The sequence below is a fragment of the Shinella sedimenti genome, from assembly GCF_022601905.1.
GTDB lineage: Bacteria > Pseudomonadota > Alphaproteobacteria > Rhizobiales > Rhizobiaceae > Shinella > Shinella sedimenti.
The window spans coordinates 13,200-27,076 of record NZ_JAKVIN010000007.1 but is presented as its reverse complement, the minus strand read 5'-3'; the positions used below and the strand labels follow the sequence as shown (position 1 = coordinate 27,076).

12 protein-coding genes are annotated in these 13,877 nt (G+C 61.0%); 9 read left to right on the top strand and 3 right to left on the bottom strand.

Going from position 1 to position 13,877, the window contains the following annotated elements; all coding sequences use genetic code 11:
- The first annotated feature begins 106 nt into the window (after window positions 1-106).
- The 4 genes from MKI86_RS16440 (at window position 107) to MKI86_RS16425 (ending at window position 4,361) form a co-directional block, all read left to right on the top strand.
- Window positions 107-1,555 (top strand): aldehyde dehydrogenase, encoded by a 1,449-nt coding sequence (locus tag MKI86_RS16440; protein ID WP_241602634.1) that lies wholly within the window; start codon window positions 107-109, stop codon window positions 1,553-1,555.
- A gap of 189 nt (window positions 1,556-1,744) precedes the next feature.
- Window positions 1,745-2,341, top strand: coding sequence for an FUSC family protein (locus MKI86_RS16435; protein WP_241602632.1), 597 nt, complete (start codon window positions 1,745-1,747; stop codon window positions 2,339-2,341).
- A 33-nt stretch (window positions 2,342-2,374) separates the two neighbouring features.
- Complete coding sequence (locus tag MKI86_RS16430; RefSeq protein ID WP_256465741.1) at window positions 2,375-2,863, top strand: FUSC family protein; 489 nt, start codon at window positions 2,375-2,377, stop codon at window positions 2,861-2,863.
- Between the two features lie 244 nt (window positions 2,864-3,107).
- The gene (locus MKI86_RS16425; protein WP_241602626.1) at window positions 3,108-4,361 is read left to right on the top strand and encodes a DUF2254 domain-containing protein; all 1,254 of its coding nucleotides are present in this window, start codon (window positions 3,108-3,110) and stop codon (window positions 4,359-4,361) included.
- 137 nt (window positions 4,362-4,498) lie between these two features.
- Here MKI86_RS16425 and MKI86_RS16420 read toward each other — a convergent pair whose 3' ends face one another.
- A complete protein-coding gene (locus tag MKI86_RS16420; RefSeq protein WP_241602622.1) occupies window positions 4,499-6,577 on the bottom strand; it encodes a TonB-dependent receptor in 2,079 nt (692 codons plus the stop codon).
- A 174-nt stretch (window positions 6,578-6,751) separates the two neighbouring features.
- Here MKI86_RS16420 and MKI86_RS16415 point away from each other — a divergent pair, with 174 nt between their 5' ends.
- Complete coding sequence (locus MKI86_RS16415; protein WP_241602619.1) at window positions 6,752-7,537, top strand: IclR family transcriptional regulator; 786 nt, start codon at window positions 6,752-6,754, stop codon at window positions 7,535-7,537.
- 12 nt (window positions 7,538-7,549) lie between these two features.
- Here the strand turns inward: MKI86_RS16415 and MKI86_RS16410 are convergent, their stop codons facing one another.
- Window positions 7,550-8,833 (bottom strand): NtaA/DmoA family FMN-dependent monooxygenase, encoded by a 1,284-nt coding sequence (locus MKI86_RS16410; RefSeq protein WP_241602615.1) that lies wholly within the window; start codon window positions 8,831-8,833, stop codon window positions 7,550-7,552.
- Window positions 8,830-9,642 carry an ABC transporter ATP-binding protein gene (locus MKI86_RS16405; RefSeq protein WP_241602612.1) on the bottom strand — a complete coding sequence of 271 codons (813 nt, stop codon included), beginning with the start codon at window positions 9,640-9,642 and terminating at the stop codon, window positions 8,830-8,832. Before MKI86_RS16405 ends, MKI86_RS16410 begins: the two co-directional genes overlap by 4 nt.
- A gap of 160 nt (window positions 9,643-9,802) precedes the next feature.
- Here MKI86_RS16405 and MKI86_RS16400 point away from each other — a divergent pair, with 160 nt between their 5' ends.
- From MKI86_RS16400 to MKI86_RS16385, 4 genes are read left to right on the top strand one after another with little or no spacing between them, the layout of a single operon-like run.
- Window positions 9,803-10,663: a siderophore-interacting protein gene (locus MKI86_RS16400; RefSeq protein WP_241602609.1), complete on the top strand. Its 861-nt coding sequence runs from the start codon at window positions 9,803-9,805 to the stop codon at window positions 10,661-10,663.
- Between the two features lie 10 nt (window positions 10,664-10,673).
- Entirely contained in the window at window positions 10,674-11,639 is a 966-nt protein-coding gene (gene fepB / locus MKI86_RS16395; RefSeq protein WP_241603663.1) for a Fe2+-enterobactin ABC transporter substrate-binding protein, read from the top strand.
- Window positions 11,636-12,676 carry a FecCD family ABC transporter permease gene (locus tag MKI86_RS16390; RefSeq protein ID WP_241602604.1) on the top strand — a complete coding sequence of 347 codons (1,041 nt, stop codon included), beginning with the start codon at window positions 11,636-11,638 and terminating at the stop codon, window positions 12,674-12,676. The genes fepB and MKI86_RS16390 overlap by 4 nt, the downstream gene beginning before the upstream one ends.
- Window positions 12,673-13,710 carry a FecCD family ABC transporter permease gene (locus MKI86_RS16385; protein ID WP_241602602.1) on the top strand — a complete coding sequence of 346 codons (1,038 nt, stop codon included), beginning with the start codon at window positions 12,673-12,675 and terminating at the stop codon, window positions 13,708-13,710. Before MKI86_RS16390 ends, MKI86_RS16385 begins: the two co-directional genes overlap by 4 nt.
- Window positions 13,711-13,877 lie beyond the last annotated feature (167 nt).

Sequence of the window (13,877 nt, the reverse complement as noted above, 5' to 3'; positions counted from 1 at the left end):
GCGACGAAGAACGGTGGATCAGCGTGGTGAACATTGCCAATGATGGTGGCCTCGAACCCTCCACCGATGCAGACGTCCTCGGCTTATAAGAAAAAGGAAAAAGACCATGTTGGAACTCAAGCAGATTATCGGCGGCAAGTTCGTGCCCGCCATTTCTGGCAAGACCTTCGATCGCATGGACCCGTTCACCGGCAAAGTGGCAAGCCGCGCCCCGGCATCCGATCTGGATGATGTGAACTCCGTCGTGGCGGCCGCAGCTGCCGCGTTTCCGGCTTGGTCGAAGACTGGCCCGGGACAGCGCCGTGCATTGCTCCTGAAAGCGGCGGACATTCTTGCTTCCAAGGCGGATGAGTTTGCCCGGATCATGATTGAGGAGACTGGCGGAACCGCGCCATGGGCCGGCTTCAACACAATGCTCGCGGCAGGCATTCTTCGCGAGGCAGCGAGCATGACGACGCAGATCCAGGGCGAGATCATTCCCTCCGATAAGCCCGGCACCGTGTCGATGGCGATGCGTCAGGCTGCAGGCGTCTGCCTGGGGATTGCGCCCTGGAACGCCCCCATCATTCTCGGAACGCGCGCAATCGCCATGGCTTTGGCATGCGGTAACACCGTCATCCTCAAGGCTTCCGAAACCTGCCCAGGTCTCCACGTGCTTATCGGTCAGGCTCTCGTTGAGGCAGGCCTGCCGGATGGCGTTATCAACGTCATCACCAACGCGCCCGAGGATGCAGCTAGGATCGTCGAGGCGCTTGTTGCCGCGCCCGAGGTCCGTCGCGTCAATTTCACCGGTTCGACCAAGATCGGTCGCATCATCGGCGAGCTCTGTGGCCGTCACCTGAAGCCGGCGCTACTGGAACTGGGTGGCAAGGCGCCGATGATCGTGCTGGATGACGCCGACATCGATGCAGCTGTAAACGGTGCGATCTTTGGCGCCTTTGCCAATATGGGTCAGATCTGCATGTCCACCGAACGCATCATCGTCGATGAGAAGATCGCCGACGAATTCGTCGCGAAGCTCGCCGCGCGCGCAAGCAAGCTGCCGGCAGGCGATCCGCGCGGGCACGTCGTGCTTGGTTCGCTGGTCACACCGGAAGCTGCGACCAAGATGGAAGAGTTCATTGCCGATGCCGTTGGAAAGGGCGCAAAGCTTATCGCTGGTGGCAACCGTAATGGTTCGGTCGTCGATGCGACACTGCTCGATCACGTGACCTCTGGCATGCGCACCTTCGAGGAAGAGTCGTTCGGACCGGTAAAGTCGATCGTGCGCGTAAAGAACGAGGCCGAGGCCGTCCGCATCGCGAACGAAACGGAGTATGGACTGTCCTCGTCAGTCTACAGCCGCGATGTCCAACGAGCGATGGCTGTCGCGGCACAGATCGAGACCGGCATTTGCCACATCAATGGGCCGACGGTCCACGACGAGGCCCAGATGCCTTTCGGCGGCGTCAAGAATTCGGGTTACGGTCGCTTCGGCGGCAAAGCAGCGATCGCGGAGTTCACAGATCTCCGTTGGATCACCATTGAGGACCCGCATCAGCATTATCCTTTCTGAGTGCACGGGCCGGGGGGCTCCCCCGGCCATGACCCTGTGGTTGATCGGACTGATCGCCTAGAGTTGCCAGCTATTTGATGCCCTGGCATCCCTCGGGCGTAGCAATCCCTGTGCGGCGCGCTGCCGGTCGGTTCTGATTTCGCCGTTGGCGATGATGGCTCGTTTTTCGCTCGGAAAGAGGCGGAGACGATGCAGGCGTTTGACGATGGCTGCGCCATTGCCCAAGAATGCGCGACGCGATTGTGTTTGAGAGAAAGTACAGTGATCGTAGCGACAAGATTGATCGGCCTGAAGGCCGCTGCGGCGTTGACGCTGGCAGCCTTTTCCGCCTTGATCATTGCCAATGCCCTGGGGCTTTCTCATGCTTATTGGGCGCCTATGTCGGTTTGGGTCGTGGCCCAGCCTTATCGTGACCATGTTCTGGAGCGCGGCGCATTCCGCTTGATTGGCACGATCCTCGGCGCCGGCTTCGGGGTGCTGATGATTTGGGCGTGCCCGGACCCTGGAATCCGATTGATGCTGACGTGCCTGTGGATCGCGGTCTGGGGAGGGGCGCAAAACCTCTGGCATGGGCGGGGCCGCTATCTGGCATTGATGACCGGCATGACGGCAGCCGTGGTTGTGCTGCCGGGCCTGCTTTCGCCTACGCTGGACGTGGTCGTCGGGCTCGAGCGTGTGCTTGCGGTGCTCGTCGGTGTTGTCACCGCCATTGTGGTGATTGGGGTTACGACGCCGCCATCGCCAGAGGTGCTGGCGCGGCGCGCAGATCCAGTGAACACGCCGTGACAGCCAAGGCTCGTTGTAAACTCAGATTCTGGTGTGCGAGCGCTGCTCGCCGGATCGACCGCGGGGTTGGGGACATTCGCGTTTGGCCTGATGGGCATCCTTGAAGCCTACAGACCCGCCGAACTTAGCGCTCTTGGGTTCGCCATCTTTGCGCTGATTCTGGGCGGGCTGCAGCATCCGGGCAAAGTCGCGCCGTTTCTTTTTTCCGGCGTCGTTATCGGGGTCGGTCTGGCCATGGTCTATCGTGTCGGTATCCTGCCATTCATATCGTCCCAGACAATCGCGATCCTGAGCCTCTTGCCCTTCCTCGCCCTCGGGGGTGTGGCCCGCTCATTTTCGCCCACCGCTGGCGCTGCACTCGATGCAAACATGATTTTTCTGCTGCTTGGCCAAGGGTCGGTTCTTGCCGCCACGGATCTTAGAACAGTCACCGTCGAGGGCCTGTCCATAATTATCGCGGCCGCAGCCGCAGCAGGTATCGTCTCCATGCTTGGAAGAACGGGCATAGTTCCTTCAGACTGATGCGACCGGAGGCTGAGGATGGATTTAGCCGGCGAGACAATGCAAGTGATCGGCATCATCAAGACCGATGGTGTGGGCTCGCGAACCGTTGCATGCAGCACCAGCGTCTGATTGACGCGAGCTTCCCAAACCGTCGAAAACACCGGTTGCGTAAGACGATTGTTCACAAGCCGTGTCGCCGCGCTACATTGTTTGCTCATGCTGCGTTATGAAAGGCTAACAGATGCCGAGATGGCAATGGTTGATGGCGCAAATGGCGCGCCGGCTGTGGGTTCGGGCGACATTGATCGGGGCTCTAGGGATATTCGCAGCCATTCTCGCTGCTGTCGCGGAAAAGTATATTCCCTGGGATATGCCGGGTAGCATCGGAGCGGATGCCGTCGACAGTATTCTTTCGATAATTGCTTCCAGCATGCTCGCCGTGACGACGTTTTCGTTGAGCATCATGGTTTCTGCCTACGGTTCGGCAACGAACAATGTCACGCCGCGCGCGACCAAGCTGCTTATCGAGGACCGGCTGACACAAACGGTTCTGTCGACGTTCATCGGCTCTTTCCTGTTTGGTATCGTCGGTCTGATCGTCCTCAGAACGGGTGCCTATGGCGAACGTGGGCGGGTTGTTCTCTTCATCGTGACGATCGCCGTCATCGCGCTTGTTGTCATCTCTCTGTTGCGATGGATCGATCATTTGACTCGGCTCGGCCGCGTCGGGGAAACGACCGACAGGGTAGAGGAGGCGACACGCGAAGCTCTTGAGGGCCGTTTGCGCCAGCCCTATCTCGGTGGTGTACCTTTGCGGAATGCGGATGCGCAGGATCCGCCAGCCTCCTTTGGAGTGACGACCGACACGATCGGGTATATCCAGCATGTGGACATGCCCGCACTTGCCCGGTTCGCTGAAGAGTACGACAAAGATCTGTATGTCAACGCGGTTCCCGGCACCTTCGTCTATCCGCATACGCCCCTCGCCTGGATCGCAGATGGGGAAATCGAGAATGCAGATGCGGCTGTGGAGCGGGTAAGAGCTGCTTTCACCGTCGGAGACGAGCGGTCCTTCGATCAGGATCCCCGTTTCGGATTGGCGGTGATGAGCGAGATCGGTTCACGTGCACTTTCGCCCGCCACCAACGATCCAGGAACGGCGATCGACGTCATCGGTCGCAACACACGCTTGCTAAGTCTTTGGAGCGCGAGCAAACGCGACGATAGTGACTATGAGCCGGACTATCCGCGTGTCCATGTGCCACCGCTCAATTCGGATGATCTTTTCGAGGATGCCTTCATGCTGATGGCGCGGGACGGCGCCGGCTTGATCGAGGTACAATTGCGCATCCAGAAGACTTTGGCCGCCCTTGCTCTTATGGGGGACGATGGCTTTAAGGCTGCGGCACTGAAACAGGCTGGACTGGCTTTCGACCGGGCCCAGGCCGCTCTCAACATGGACATGGACAAGGAGCGGCTATCGAAACTTGCCCGGCGGCATTCCAAAAAAGCCTGATGTCGCGACATAGGGCTTTGGCGACATCCGTCTAAGCCGAAACGTTCGAGCGGTGATCTCGACCACCTGCGGCCGGCTCCTGTTGAGCCGGCCGGGATCGAACGCGATCGTTATGCGAAAACGATTCCTGCCATCGATTAGAACGTGCCTTTGACGCCGATACCGAACATGCGTGGAGCGGTCATGCTGGCTTCGATGCCGCCGATGCCGCGGTTCTGCTGCATGTAGGTGGGCGAGCGCTCGTCGAAGACGTTCTTCACGTAACCGTAGGCTTCCATGTTGTCATGCAGTTTGTAGCTCGCTCGGATATCGGCGATCGTGTAGGGCTTGATCGCATAGGCCGCCGTATTGGACGTGTCGGAATAGTAGCCGTCGAGATGGCGCACCTGGCCGGACAGGTTCAACTTCTCGGTCACGTCCCAGCTTGCGCCGAACGTGACCATGTAGCCCGGCGCCTTGGCGAACTCATTGCCCTCATAGGCGACGTTGCTGGCGATCCGGTCGATCTTCGTACGCAGGATGCCGGCGCTGCCCTTGAGAGTCAGGTTGTCGAGCAACTGGTAGTCCGCGCCGATTTCCAGCCCGTAAGCGTGCGCCTCTTCGGCATTAATCGTGTAGGATTGCGTTACGCCTGGCGAGATCACAACCGGGATGGTGTACTGGGCATTCTTGAAATCCATGTAGAACAGGTTGCTGTTCACCGTCAGCCGGTCATCGAGAAGGGTCGCGCGGGTGAAGAGCTCGTAATTCCAGATCGTCTCTTCTTCGAAGGGCTGCCAGCGCCGGGCGTTCAGATTGAGCGAGACGCCGCCGGGATTGTAGCCACGGCTGACGAGCGCGCCCACGGTCCAGTCGTCGTTCACGGCATAGGCAAGCGAGGCCTTGGGTAGAAGTGCAGAGAAGGTTGTGTCGAAATCGACCGGCGTCGGCGCGAAGACCGAAGAGCCGGCACGTTCGATACGATCGTTCTGATAGCGCAGACCCGTCGTCAACGTCCATCTTTCCGCAAAGCGGTAGCTGACCTCACCGAAGAGACCGAGATTGCGTTTGGTGTCGTCGAAGGACGACAGGCCGGAGAGGTAAAGCGCCTCGTCGGTTTGCGTGCGGGCGTAGTAGAGACCGGCAACGCCACTGACAGTGTCATTCTCGTCGCCGAATGCAACGCGCGTCTCGTTCGACACGGTGGCTTGATCGATGTCGGCGTTTCCGCCGTCGACGATCCCTGTGGCCCGCTGGACGTTAGAAGACGAATATTGCGTCTGGTTGAAGACCTTCACGCCGTTTTCGAAGTCATAGGCGATGTCCAGGATACCGGTATTGGTGTGCTGCTCCCAGCTCGGCATCGTAGTGGTGATATGTTCGAGTTCGTTGAACGGGCGCGACGCCGCCTCCTGCGATGGCCGGTTGCTGCTGGTGTGCGAATAAGTCAACTTGGCCGTCAGGCCGGGAATGTCGGTGGGCTCCCAAAGCAGCTTGAAGCGGGCGTTTAGAGCACTGAAATCCTGATCCGTGCCGCTGTGCCGGAAGCCGGCATTAACATAGTCGATGAAGGTATCGCGCCCGGAATAATCGATAGCCAGACGAGCGGCCAGTTGGTCTTCGACGATGGGGCCGGACAGGGCGATGGATGCCCGCTTGCTGTTGTAATTGCCGATCTCCGCCTGATAGGCCGCCTCTGGCGTGAAGGTCGGGTCCTTCGTGTTGACGATGATGGCGCCCGCAATGGCGTTGGCACCCTGTGACGTGGTCTGCGGACCGCGGAAGACCTCGATACTGTCGAGATCCCAGACCGATGTCGCGCCGAAGTAGAACTCGTTGTAATTCAGGTAGTGGCCGTCGAGATTGATGGTGGCACGCGGCACCGTGCCGCCCCAGAACGAGCCCTGTCCGGTCAAAGGACCCTGGCTGTCCTGTCCGCGGATGACAGGTGCGCTGACGGTATCGGAGTAGACGACGTTCGGCACATCAGCGATCACTTCCGAGACCGTTGCGTTGCCGGTCTTTTCCCGGTCAATCTCGCGGCTTGTCTTGATCGATACCGAAGAGGCAGTGCTCTTCATGTCCCGCGAAACCTTCTCGCCTGTCACCGTGATGGTTTCGAGGACGGTCGCGCCAATCGACGCGATGTCCTGTGCGGACGCTGCGAGGGCGGGAAGCAACGACAACGCGGCGACGCTGACGCCGGCCGCCAGCCTACGATGAATATGAGTGCCCATATCAACCCCTAAACATGAGTATAAAACTCATGTTGGCGTAGCGAGGTCGACTTCATTCCGCAATAGGGAATGCATTCCACGTATAGAACGGATTGTCGTGGGAGGCGAGCCGTGTCATATCTGCAACAGTGTGGGTGCTGGTTGCTTGCAAGCGAAGTCGTTGGGAGGATGCTGTTGAGCGAATTTGAAGAAAATGCCGACGAGCTTGCCGATATTGCAGGCGAGAAGCGGGCGGGCACCATTCAGTCCGTCTCTATCGCATCACGTTTCCTGAACATCCTTGCCGCATCCGATGGTGAATTGCCTTTGGTTGAATTGGCCCGGCGTGCTGGCACAGGCCGCTCCACCGCCCATCGCTACATGCAAAGCCTGGTACGCGAGGGGCTGGTGGCACAGGATCAGGTTACCGGTTGTTACGACCTCGGCCCGGCCGCGCTCAATATCGGCATCAGCGCGCTGAAGCGAATCGATCCGGTCGCAGTCGCAGCCCGGCATATGAAGATGATGGCATCCCGCTTTGCGGCCAGCTGCGGTGTTGCGATCTGGACGGATCGTGGACCGACCATCGTGCAATGGTATCGCAGCGCGCGCTTCGCCATCAGCACCGTCACGCTGGGCGATGTCCTGCCGCTCGACAACACGGCCTGCGGTCTGGTGTTTCAGGCCTATCTGCCAGCGGAGCGGATCGAGGCGGTGCGGCGGTTGCAACCGGATGCGTTTCGCGGGCCCGCGCCCGTACCGGGTGTTCTGGAGGACATTCGCCATGCCGGTGGCGCCCAACTGAACGAACGGCTTTTTTCCGCGCTGACGGGTAAGGCTGCACCGGTTTTCGATGTCTACGGCGAGATCTGCTGTGTGGTCACCACCGTATCCTTCGTCGAGACGGCTGAGAGCGAGGGGCACGCCGGCGCCTTGATCGAAGCGGGAAAACAGGCGACGCGCGATTCGGGCGGCGCCTGAACCCGCATTGGTTTACGTCTGTGACCCGATTCGCAGATGCGCCCGCAATGTCTCTCCTTCGTAGTCTTGGCGAAAGAGGCCTCGCCGCGTCAGCAGTGGCACGAGTTCCTCAAGGAACAGGCGCAGCGATTCGCGAGAACCGCCCGGTAACGCGATGAACCCGTCGATCGCTCCGGCCTCGAACCAATCCACAATGTCGGCTGCGACATCCTCTACCGTGCCGACGGAAACCCAATGGGCAGAGCCAACGACTTCCGGCCGCGCCAGCAGATCCTCAAGCAGAGGCTCGTTGTTCTCAATGTGACGGCGCAGCAGATCGGCATGGGTTCGGCTACGCACGGGCCGGTCGTCGGACGGCAGCAGGTCGGCAGTCACGCGAGCCCCTGACTCCATTTTGGAAAGATCGAGGCCGAGAATGGTCTTTACGGCGTCGAGGCGTTGCGCCCGCGTCAAATGCGCATGGGCGCGCCGGTGCATGGCCGCGGCATCCTCCCGCGTCCGCGCCAGGAAAAAGTAGAGACCCGGAAGGACACGCGTCGCATCGGCTCGCCCCTGTTTCCGCGCGCGGATGCGCAAATCGTTCCGAAGGTCGAGGGCGGCGGCCATGTCGGGCGTGGAGGCGAAAGTCGCATCCGCCACAGAGGCGGCAAAATCCCGTCCGATCTCCGAAGCGCCCGCCTGAAACAGCGGCGGTGGTCCGCTCGCATGACCGGGCACATTGAGCGGTCCCTTGACACTGAAGAAAGCACCGCGATGGTCGAGCGCCACCGGCTCTACAGAATTGTCCAGGGCCTCATGCGGATAGCTCTGCCACAGGCTGCGGACAACATCGGTGAACTCTGTGGCTTTGCGATAGCGCTCCAGTGGCGGCGGCATTGGTGCATCCCCGAAATTCTCCGCGCCGTCGATCGAGGTCACGATATTCCAGGCGGCGCGCCCGTTACTGACCCAATGCAGCGACTGGATCTGCCGCGCGACGACATAGGGCGGATTGAAGGTCGTCGAGGCTGTCGTGACAAGCCCGATGCGGCTTGTAGCCGTGGAAATAGCAGCGAGCAGGACAGTAAGATCCAAGCCGACGAAGGACGGCGCAGTGCCCGACTTGCCGCGCCGCATGGCCAGGACATCGGGTTTGAAGACGAAGTCGAGCTTGGCCCTCTCTGCCGCTTGTGCCAGCCGGATGTAGAAGCCGGCCGGGTCGCTCCGCTGCTCGGAAAGCTCGGCATCATCAGGCTCACGTCCCTGAAGCCAGGTTTCCGTCAGGCAAAGTCCGATATGGAGCTGTCTGTTTGTCATGGTGCAGAGTTCCGCTTCTGTGCCGGGCGGCTGCGCCCGAGTGGGACGATGAGCGGCGTATGCGAAACCGGATCTTGAATCACGGTGCATGGAAGTCCGAACACGGCCTCAACCAGATACTCCGTCACCACCTCGGACGGATGGCCCTCGGCGAGGATCATACCATCGCGCATGGCGACGAGATGGCTCGCGTATCGGCAGGCGTGGTTGAGGTCGTGCAGTACGGCGACGATTGTCCGTCCCCCAGCATTGAGATCGGTAAGCAACTCCAGCAGCTCGATCTGATGGGAGATGTCGAGAAAAGTTGTTGGCTCGTCGAGAAGCAGGATCGGCGTTTCCTGCGCCAGGACCATGGCGATCCACACACGCTGCCGCTGACCGCCGGACAGTTCGTCGACCGGTCGGTCGGCGAGCTCGGTAATGCGGGTGGCTTGCATGGCCTCGGCCACGGCGGTCTCGTCCGCTTTCGACCATTGCCGGAAGAACGACTGATGCGGGTAACGCCCCCGCGCCACCAGATCGGCGACGGTGATGCCCGAAGGTGCAATGGCGCTCTGTGGCAGGAGACCAAGCCGGCGTGCGATCTCGCGTGTCGGGAAATCGGCGATGTTTCTTCCGTCCAGGATCACGTCGCCCGTCGATGGCTTCAAGAGCCGCGCCATGGCCCTCAGGAGAGTGGACTTGCCGCAGGCATTGGGCCCGACGATCACGGTGAAAGCTCCATCGGGGAACGCGATTGTTAGATCGTTTGATATGGTTCGTTCGTCATAACGCAGCGTTACGGAACGGGCTTGCAGGCGATGGGTCATGGCATTCTTCTGTCCCGCGATATCTCAAATTCGTATTGCATTGCGGAATGCATTCTGCAATATGGCCAAAATAATATAGACTTTAATAGTCATGTTTATCGCTGTGGGACGCATCCGTGCAACCAGCTTCGATCAACATGAAAGTTAGGAGTATGGCGACATGCAGCGCACTGAGAGCGTCGAGGATCGCAACAATCTGCTCGCACAGGACGACCATATGGCCAGCATGGAACGGCTCGCGATGGAAGTCGTCGCGCTGGAGCGTCCGGTTCCCTCGGTCATGAGGGTGACGGGACGCATTTCTCCGAGCGATCCGGCTCCATGGCGTCGGCCCAATATCGCAGTGCGCCTCGAAGTCGAAAATCCGGAGGGCCAGCGTCCGGTTTCCCGCGTCTACACCATCCGTTCCTTTGATGAAGCTCTGAGCCTTATCGAGATCGATTTCGTCATCCATGCCGACGACAGCCCCGCCATGCGCTGGCTGAATGGTGCAGCCATCGGTGGCATCATCCATCTTGTCGGACCGCGCGCCCATTATCTTCCCGATCACGACACCGAGGGTGGTGTCGCGCTTTTTGCCGACGAAACAGCTATTCCGGCAATCCACGCGATCCTCAGCACATGGCAGCGCGGAAGCCGCGGCGAGCTTTATGTCGAGACCGCCGACCCCGCCGCTTTCGAAGAGTTGCCCGAGGTGGAGGGTGTGGTGAGCCACTTGCTGCTTCGCGAGCCCCATGAGGCAGCCGGCACGACCGGACGGTTGGTCGCGGCCGCGCGCGCGTTGCCCAATCCCGAAGGACGCATGATCTGGGCAGCAGGAGAGCGTCAGGATGTCCGCGCTATTCGTGCCTATTTCACCGAAGAATGCGGCCTCGCGAAAGAGCACGTCCGCGTCTTCGGGTACTGGCGCAAGGGTGTCAGCAGCTCCGAAATCGATCGGACGCGCCTCCAACAGTATGAGGCTGTGCGCGCAGCAGGCGGAGGCTTGCGGCAGATGGGTGATCTCGACGTTCCCGCGTGACCAGCATACGATGATCCATCGCCGCGCTCTTCTCGCATCCGCCCTCGGATTTGCCGCCACGACGCTCCTACCGCCAGCGGCAGGGCACGCAACGGTGGGGTGGCCGCGTGTCATACGCCATGACGCCGGTGAGTTGACACTCCCCGCGCAGCCCCGGCGGATCGTCTCGACCGCTCCAAGCCTCACGGGAATCTTGCTTGCCATAGGCGCGCCTGTCGTGGCCAGCGCTGCCACGACGCCGAGCATACTGACAGACGACAAGGGCTTCTTCTCGCAGTGGGCCAAGGTCGCCGACGAGCGCCAGGTGGAGGTGCTTTACGGCAAGCTCGAGTTCGATATCGAGGCTGTTATCGGCGCGGAGCCGGATCTCCTGATCATCTCGGCGACGGGCGCTGACAGTGTCGTGCAGCACTATGCCGAACTGGTGGCGCAGGGCATACCGGCCATCGTCATCAACTATTCCAACCAGAGTTGGCAGGATATTGCCCTCCAGGTCGGCAAGGCCACTGGCCTTGAGATCGAAGCGGCAGATGCGATCGCCCGTTTTGATGCCTATGCGGCTGATGTCGCCGCATCATTGCCGCCTGTAGAAGGTCCGGTCAGCATCGTCGGCTACAATATCGGTGGCAGCTACTCCGTCAGCAAACCCAAAAGCCCGCAGGCACGGCTCCTCGCGGCGCTTGGCATGACCGTGACCGGCTTGCCAGAAAGCCTGCGCGGTCAGGTGACGCGCACGTCCGATTTCGAGTTCATTTCGCAGGAGAACCTGCCGGCGGCAATCACGGGCGATAGCGTCTTCCTGCTGCGGGCGAGGGATGAGGATGTGGTGGCCTTCCTGGCCGATCCCGTGCTCGCCAATTTGGCTGCCGTGAAAGCCAGGCGTGTCTACCCACTGGGGCCGACATCCTTCCGTATCGACTATTATTCGGGTCGGCAGATGATCGACGCGGCCGCCCGCGCGCTGAAGAGCCGATGAGCGAGGCGTTTGCGGTTGCCGCGCGCAGAGTTCGCAGGCGCGAGTACAGGCTTGCGGGCCTGCTTGCGGGCCTTGTTGCCCTCGTCGGTTTAGGCCTTCTCAGCCTCGCCTTCGGATCGCGCCCCATTCCGCTCGGTGTCGTTCTCGACACGATTAACGCCTACAACCCGAGCGATGACCGACATCTGATTGTCTGGTCATTGCGTGTTCCCAGAACCGCCGTTGCGTTGCTCGCCGGCCTCGCGCTCGGCGCATCCGGTGCTGTGATGCAGGCTATCACCCGCAATCCGATGGCCGAGCCGGGGCTTCTTGGCGTCAACGCAGGCGCAGCCATTGCGGTCGTGCTCGGGGCCTCTTTTTTCGGCGTCGCGACAATGGCCGGTCGTGTATGGTTCGGTATTGCCGGGGCGGGTCTTGCGGGCGTCGTCGTCCTCCTGCTTGGTCGTGCACATGAAACCGGCACAAATCCGGTACGGCTGGTGCTGGCCGGGGCAGGGCTGTCGGTCATGCTCGGCGCCGTTACGGGCATCGTGCTGATCAATGCACCAACGGCCGTGCTCGACGACTTTCGCACTTGGGCGGCGGGATCGGTGGCCGGACGCGGCTTCGATGTCGCTGGCGTCCTGGCCATCGTAACGACTATAGGGCTCGTTCTGGCATTTTCCATTGCCGCAAACCTCAACGCGATTTCGCTAGGGAGCGACCTCGGCAAGGTCCTCGGCCTGCATACGGGCCGCACACTCTTCCTTGCATGTCTAGCCGTCATGCTGCTGGCGGGCGGATCGACGGCGGCGGCCGGACCGGTAGGCTTCGTCGGGCTGGTGGCGCCGCATCTTGCGCGTGCTGTCACAGGCCCGGATTATCGCTGGATTCTTCCCTATTCTGCTCTGTTTGCGGCCCTCCTCCTGCTTGGAGCAGATTTACTCGGTCGTATGATCGCCTCACCGGACGAGATTGCCACCGGTATCGTCACCGCGCTGGTCGGTGGGCCGTTCTTTATCTTCATTGTCCGCAGGTTTCGCCTGAGGCCGCTATGAAAACAGCGCCTGCATCCGTGTGCCGGCTGGGGCAACTGTCCGTGCGGTGGCATCCGCGCGTCGCCGTGTTTTGCGGCCTCCTGATCCTGGTGCTCGCTGTCCTTACCGTTCTGCTGCTGTCCAGTGGGTCTCTGTCGCTTAGTCTGAAAGATGTTGTCGCGACGCTCATCGGGCAGAGCGATGACGCGAAAGTCGAGCGCGTCATCTTGCGTATCCGGCTTCCGCGCGTCTTGACGGCCATTCTCGTCGGCGGCGCGCTCGGCATGTCGGGGTCGATCTTCCAGTCCATCTCGCGCAACGCGCTCGGCTCCCCCGATATTATCGGCTTCACGACAGGCGCAGCCACGGGCGCGATCGTTCAGATCATGCTGCTTGATGCCGGGCCGCTCGAAACATCCGCAGCGGCGGTGGTGTCGGGCGTCCTGACCGCCGTTATGGTTTTCCTTTTGGCACGCAAGGGACGCTCTACCGGCGGCTACCACCTCGTGTTGATCGGCATCGGCGTTGGCGCGACGCTCTCGGGCATCAACACGATCCTGTTGGTGCGCGGCGACCTCGATCAAGCAGCCTCCGCCCAGCTTTGGCTTGCTGGCTCGCTCAACACACGGACCTGGGCGCACGTGGTGCCGGCGGCGATAGGCTTCGTCCTCGTCCTGCCGGTGGCGATCGCGCATGCACGCAGCCTCAATCTCCTTGAGATGGGCGATGATGCTGCACGTCAACTCGGCGTGGATGCCGAGCGTACGCGACTGCTGATGATCATGGCTGCCGTCGGATTGACATCGATCGCCACCGCCGCCGCCGGCCCGATCGCCTTCGTCGCGCTCGCTGCACCGCAGCTCGCCCGCCGGCTTGGCGGATCGCCGGACGTGCCGGTTCTCTCGAGTGCGCTGATGGGCATGGTCCTCCTTATGGCTGCAGACCTATTCAGCCAGCACCTTCCGCTCGAAATCCACATGCCCATCGGTCTAACCACAGGCTTCCTGGGCGGTTTCTATCTCCTGTGGCTGCTGGTCCAGAGTAAATCAGTTTAACGTTGGATCGGCTTGTCATTCGGAAATGTCTAGGCTGCGGGCCGGTCAGTCACCACGACACAGAATCCAGGTATGCACCTGAGAGATCTTGCGAGAAGGGCACCGCTGAACATACAATCGGGAAACACGCGCTCGTTTCCTTCGGACTTCCACTGTTACCGGGGCCC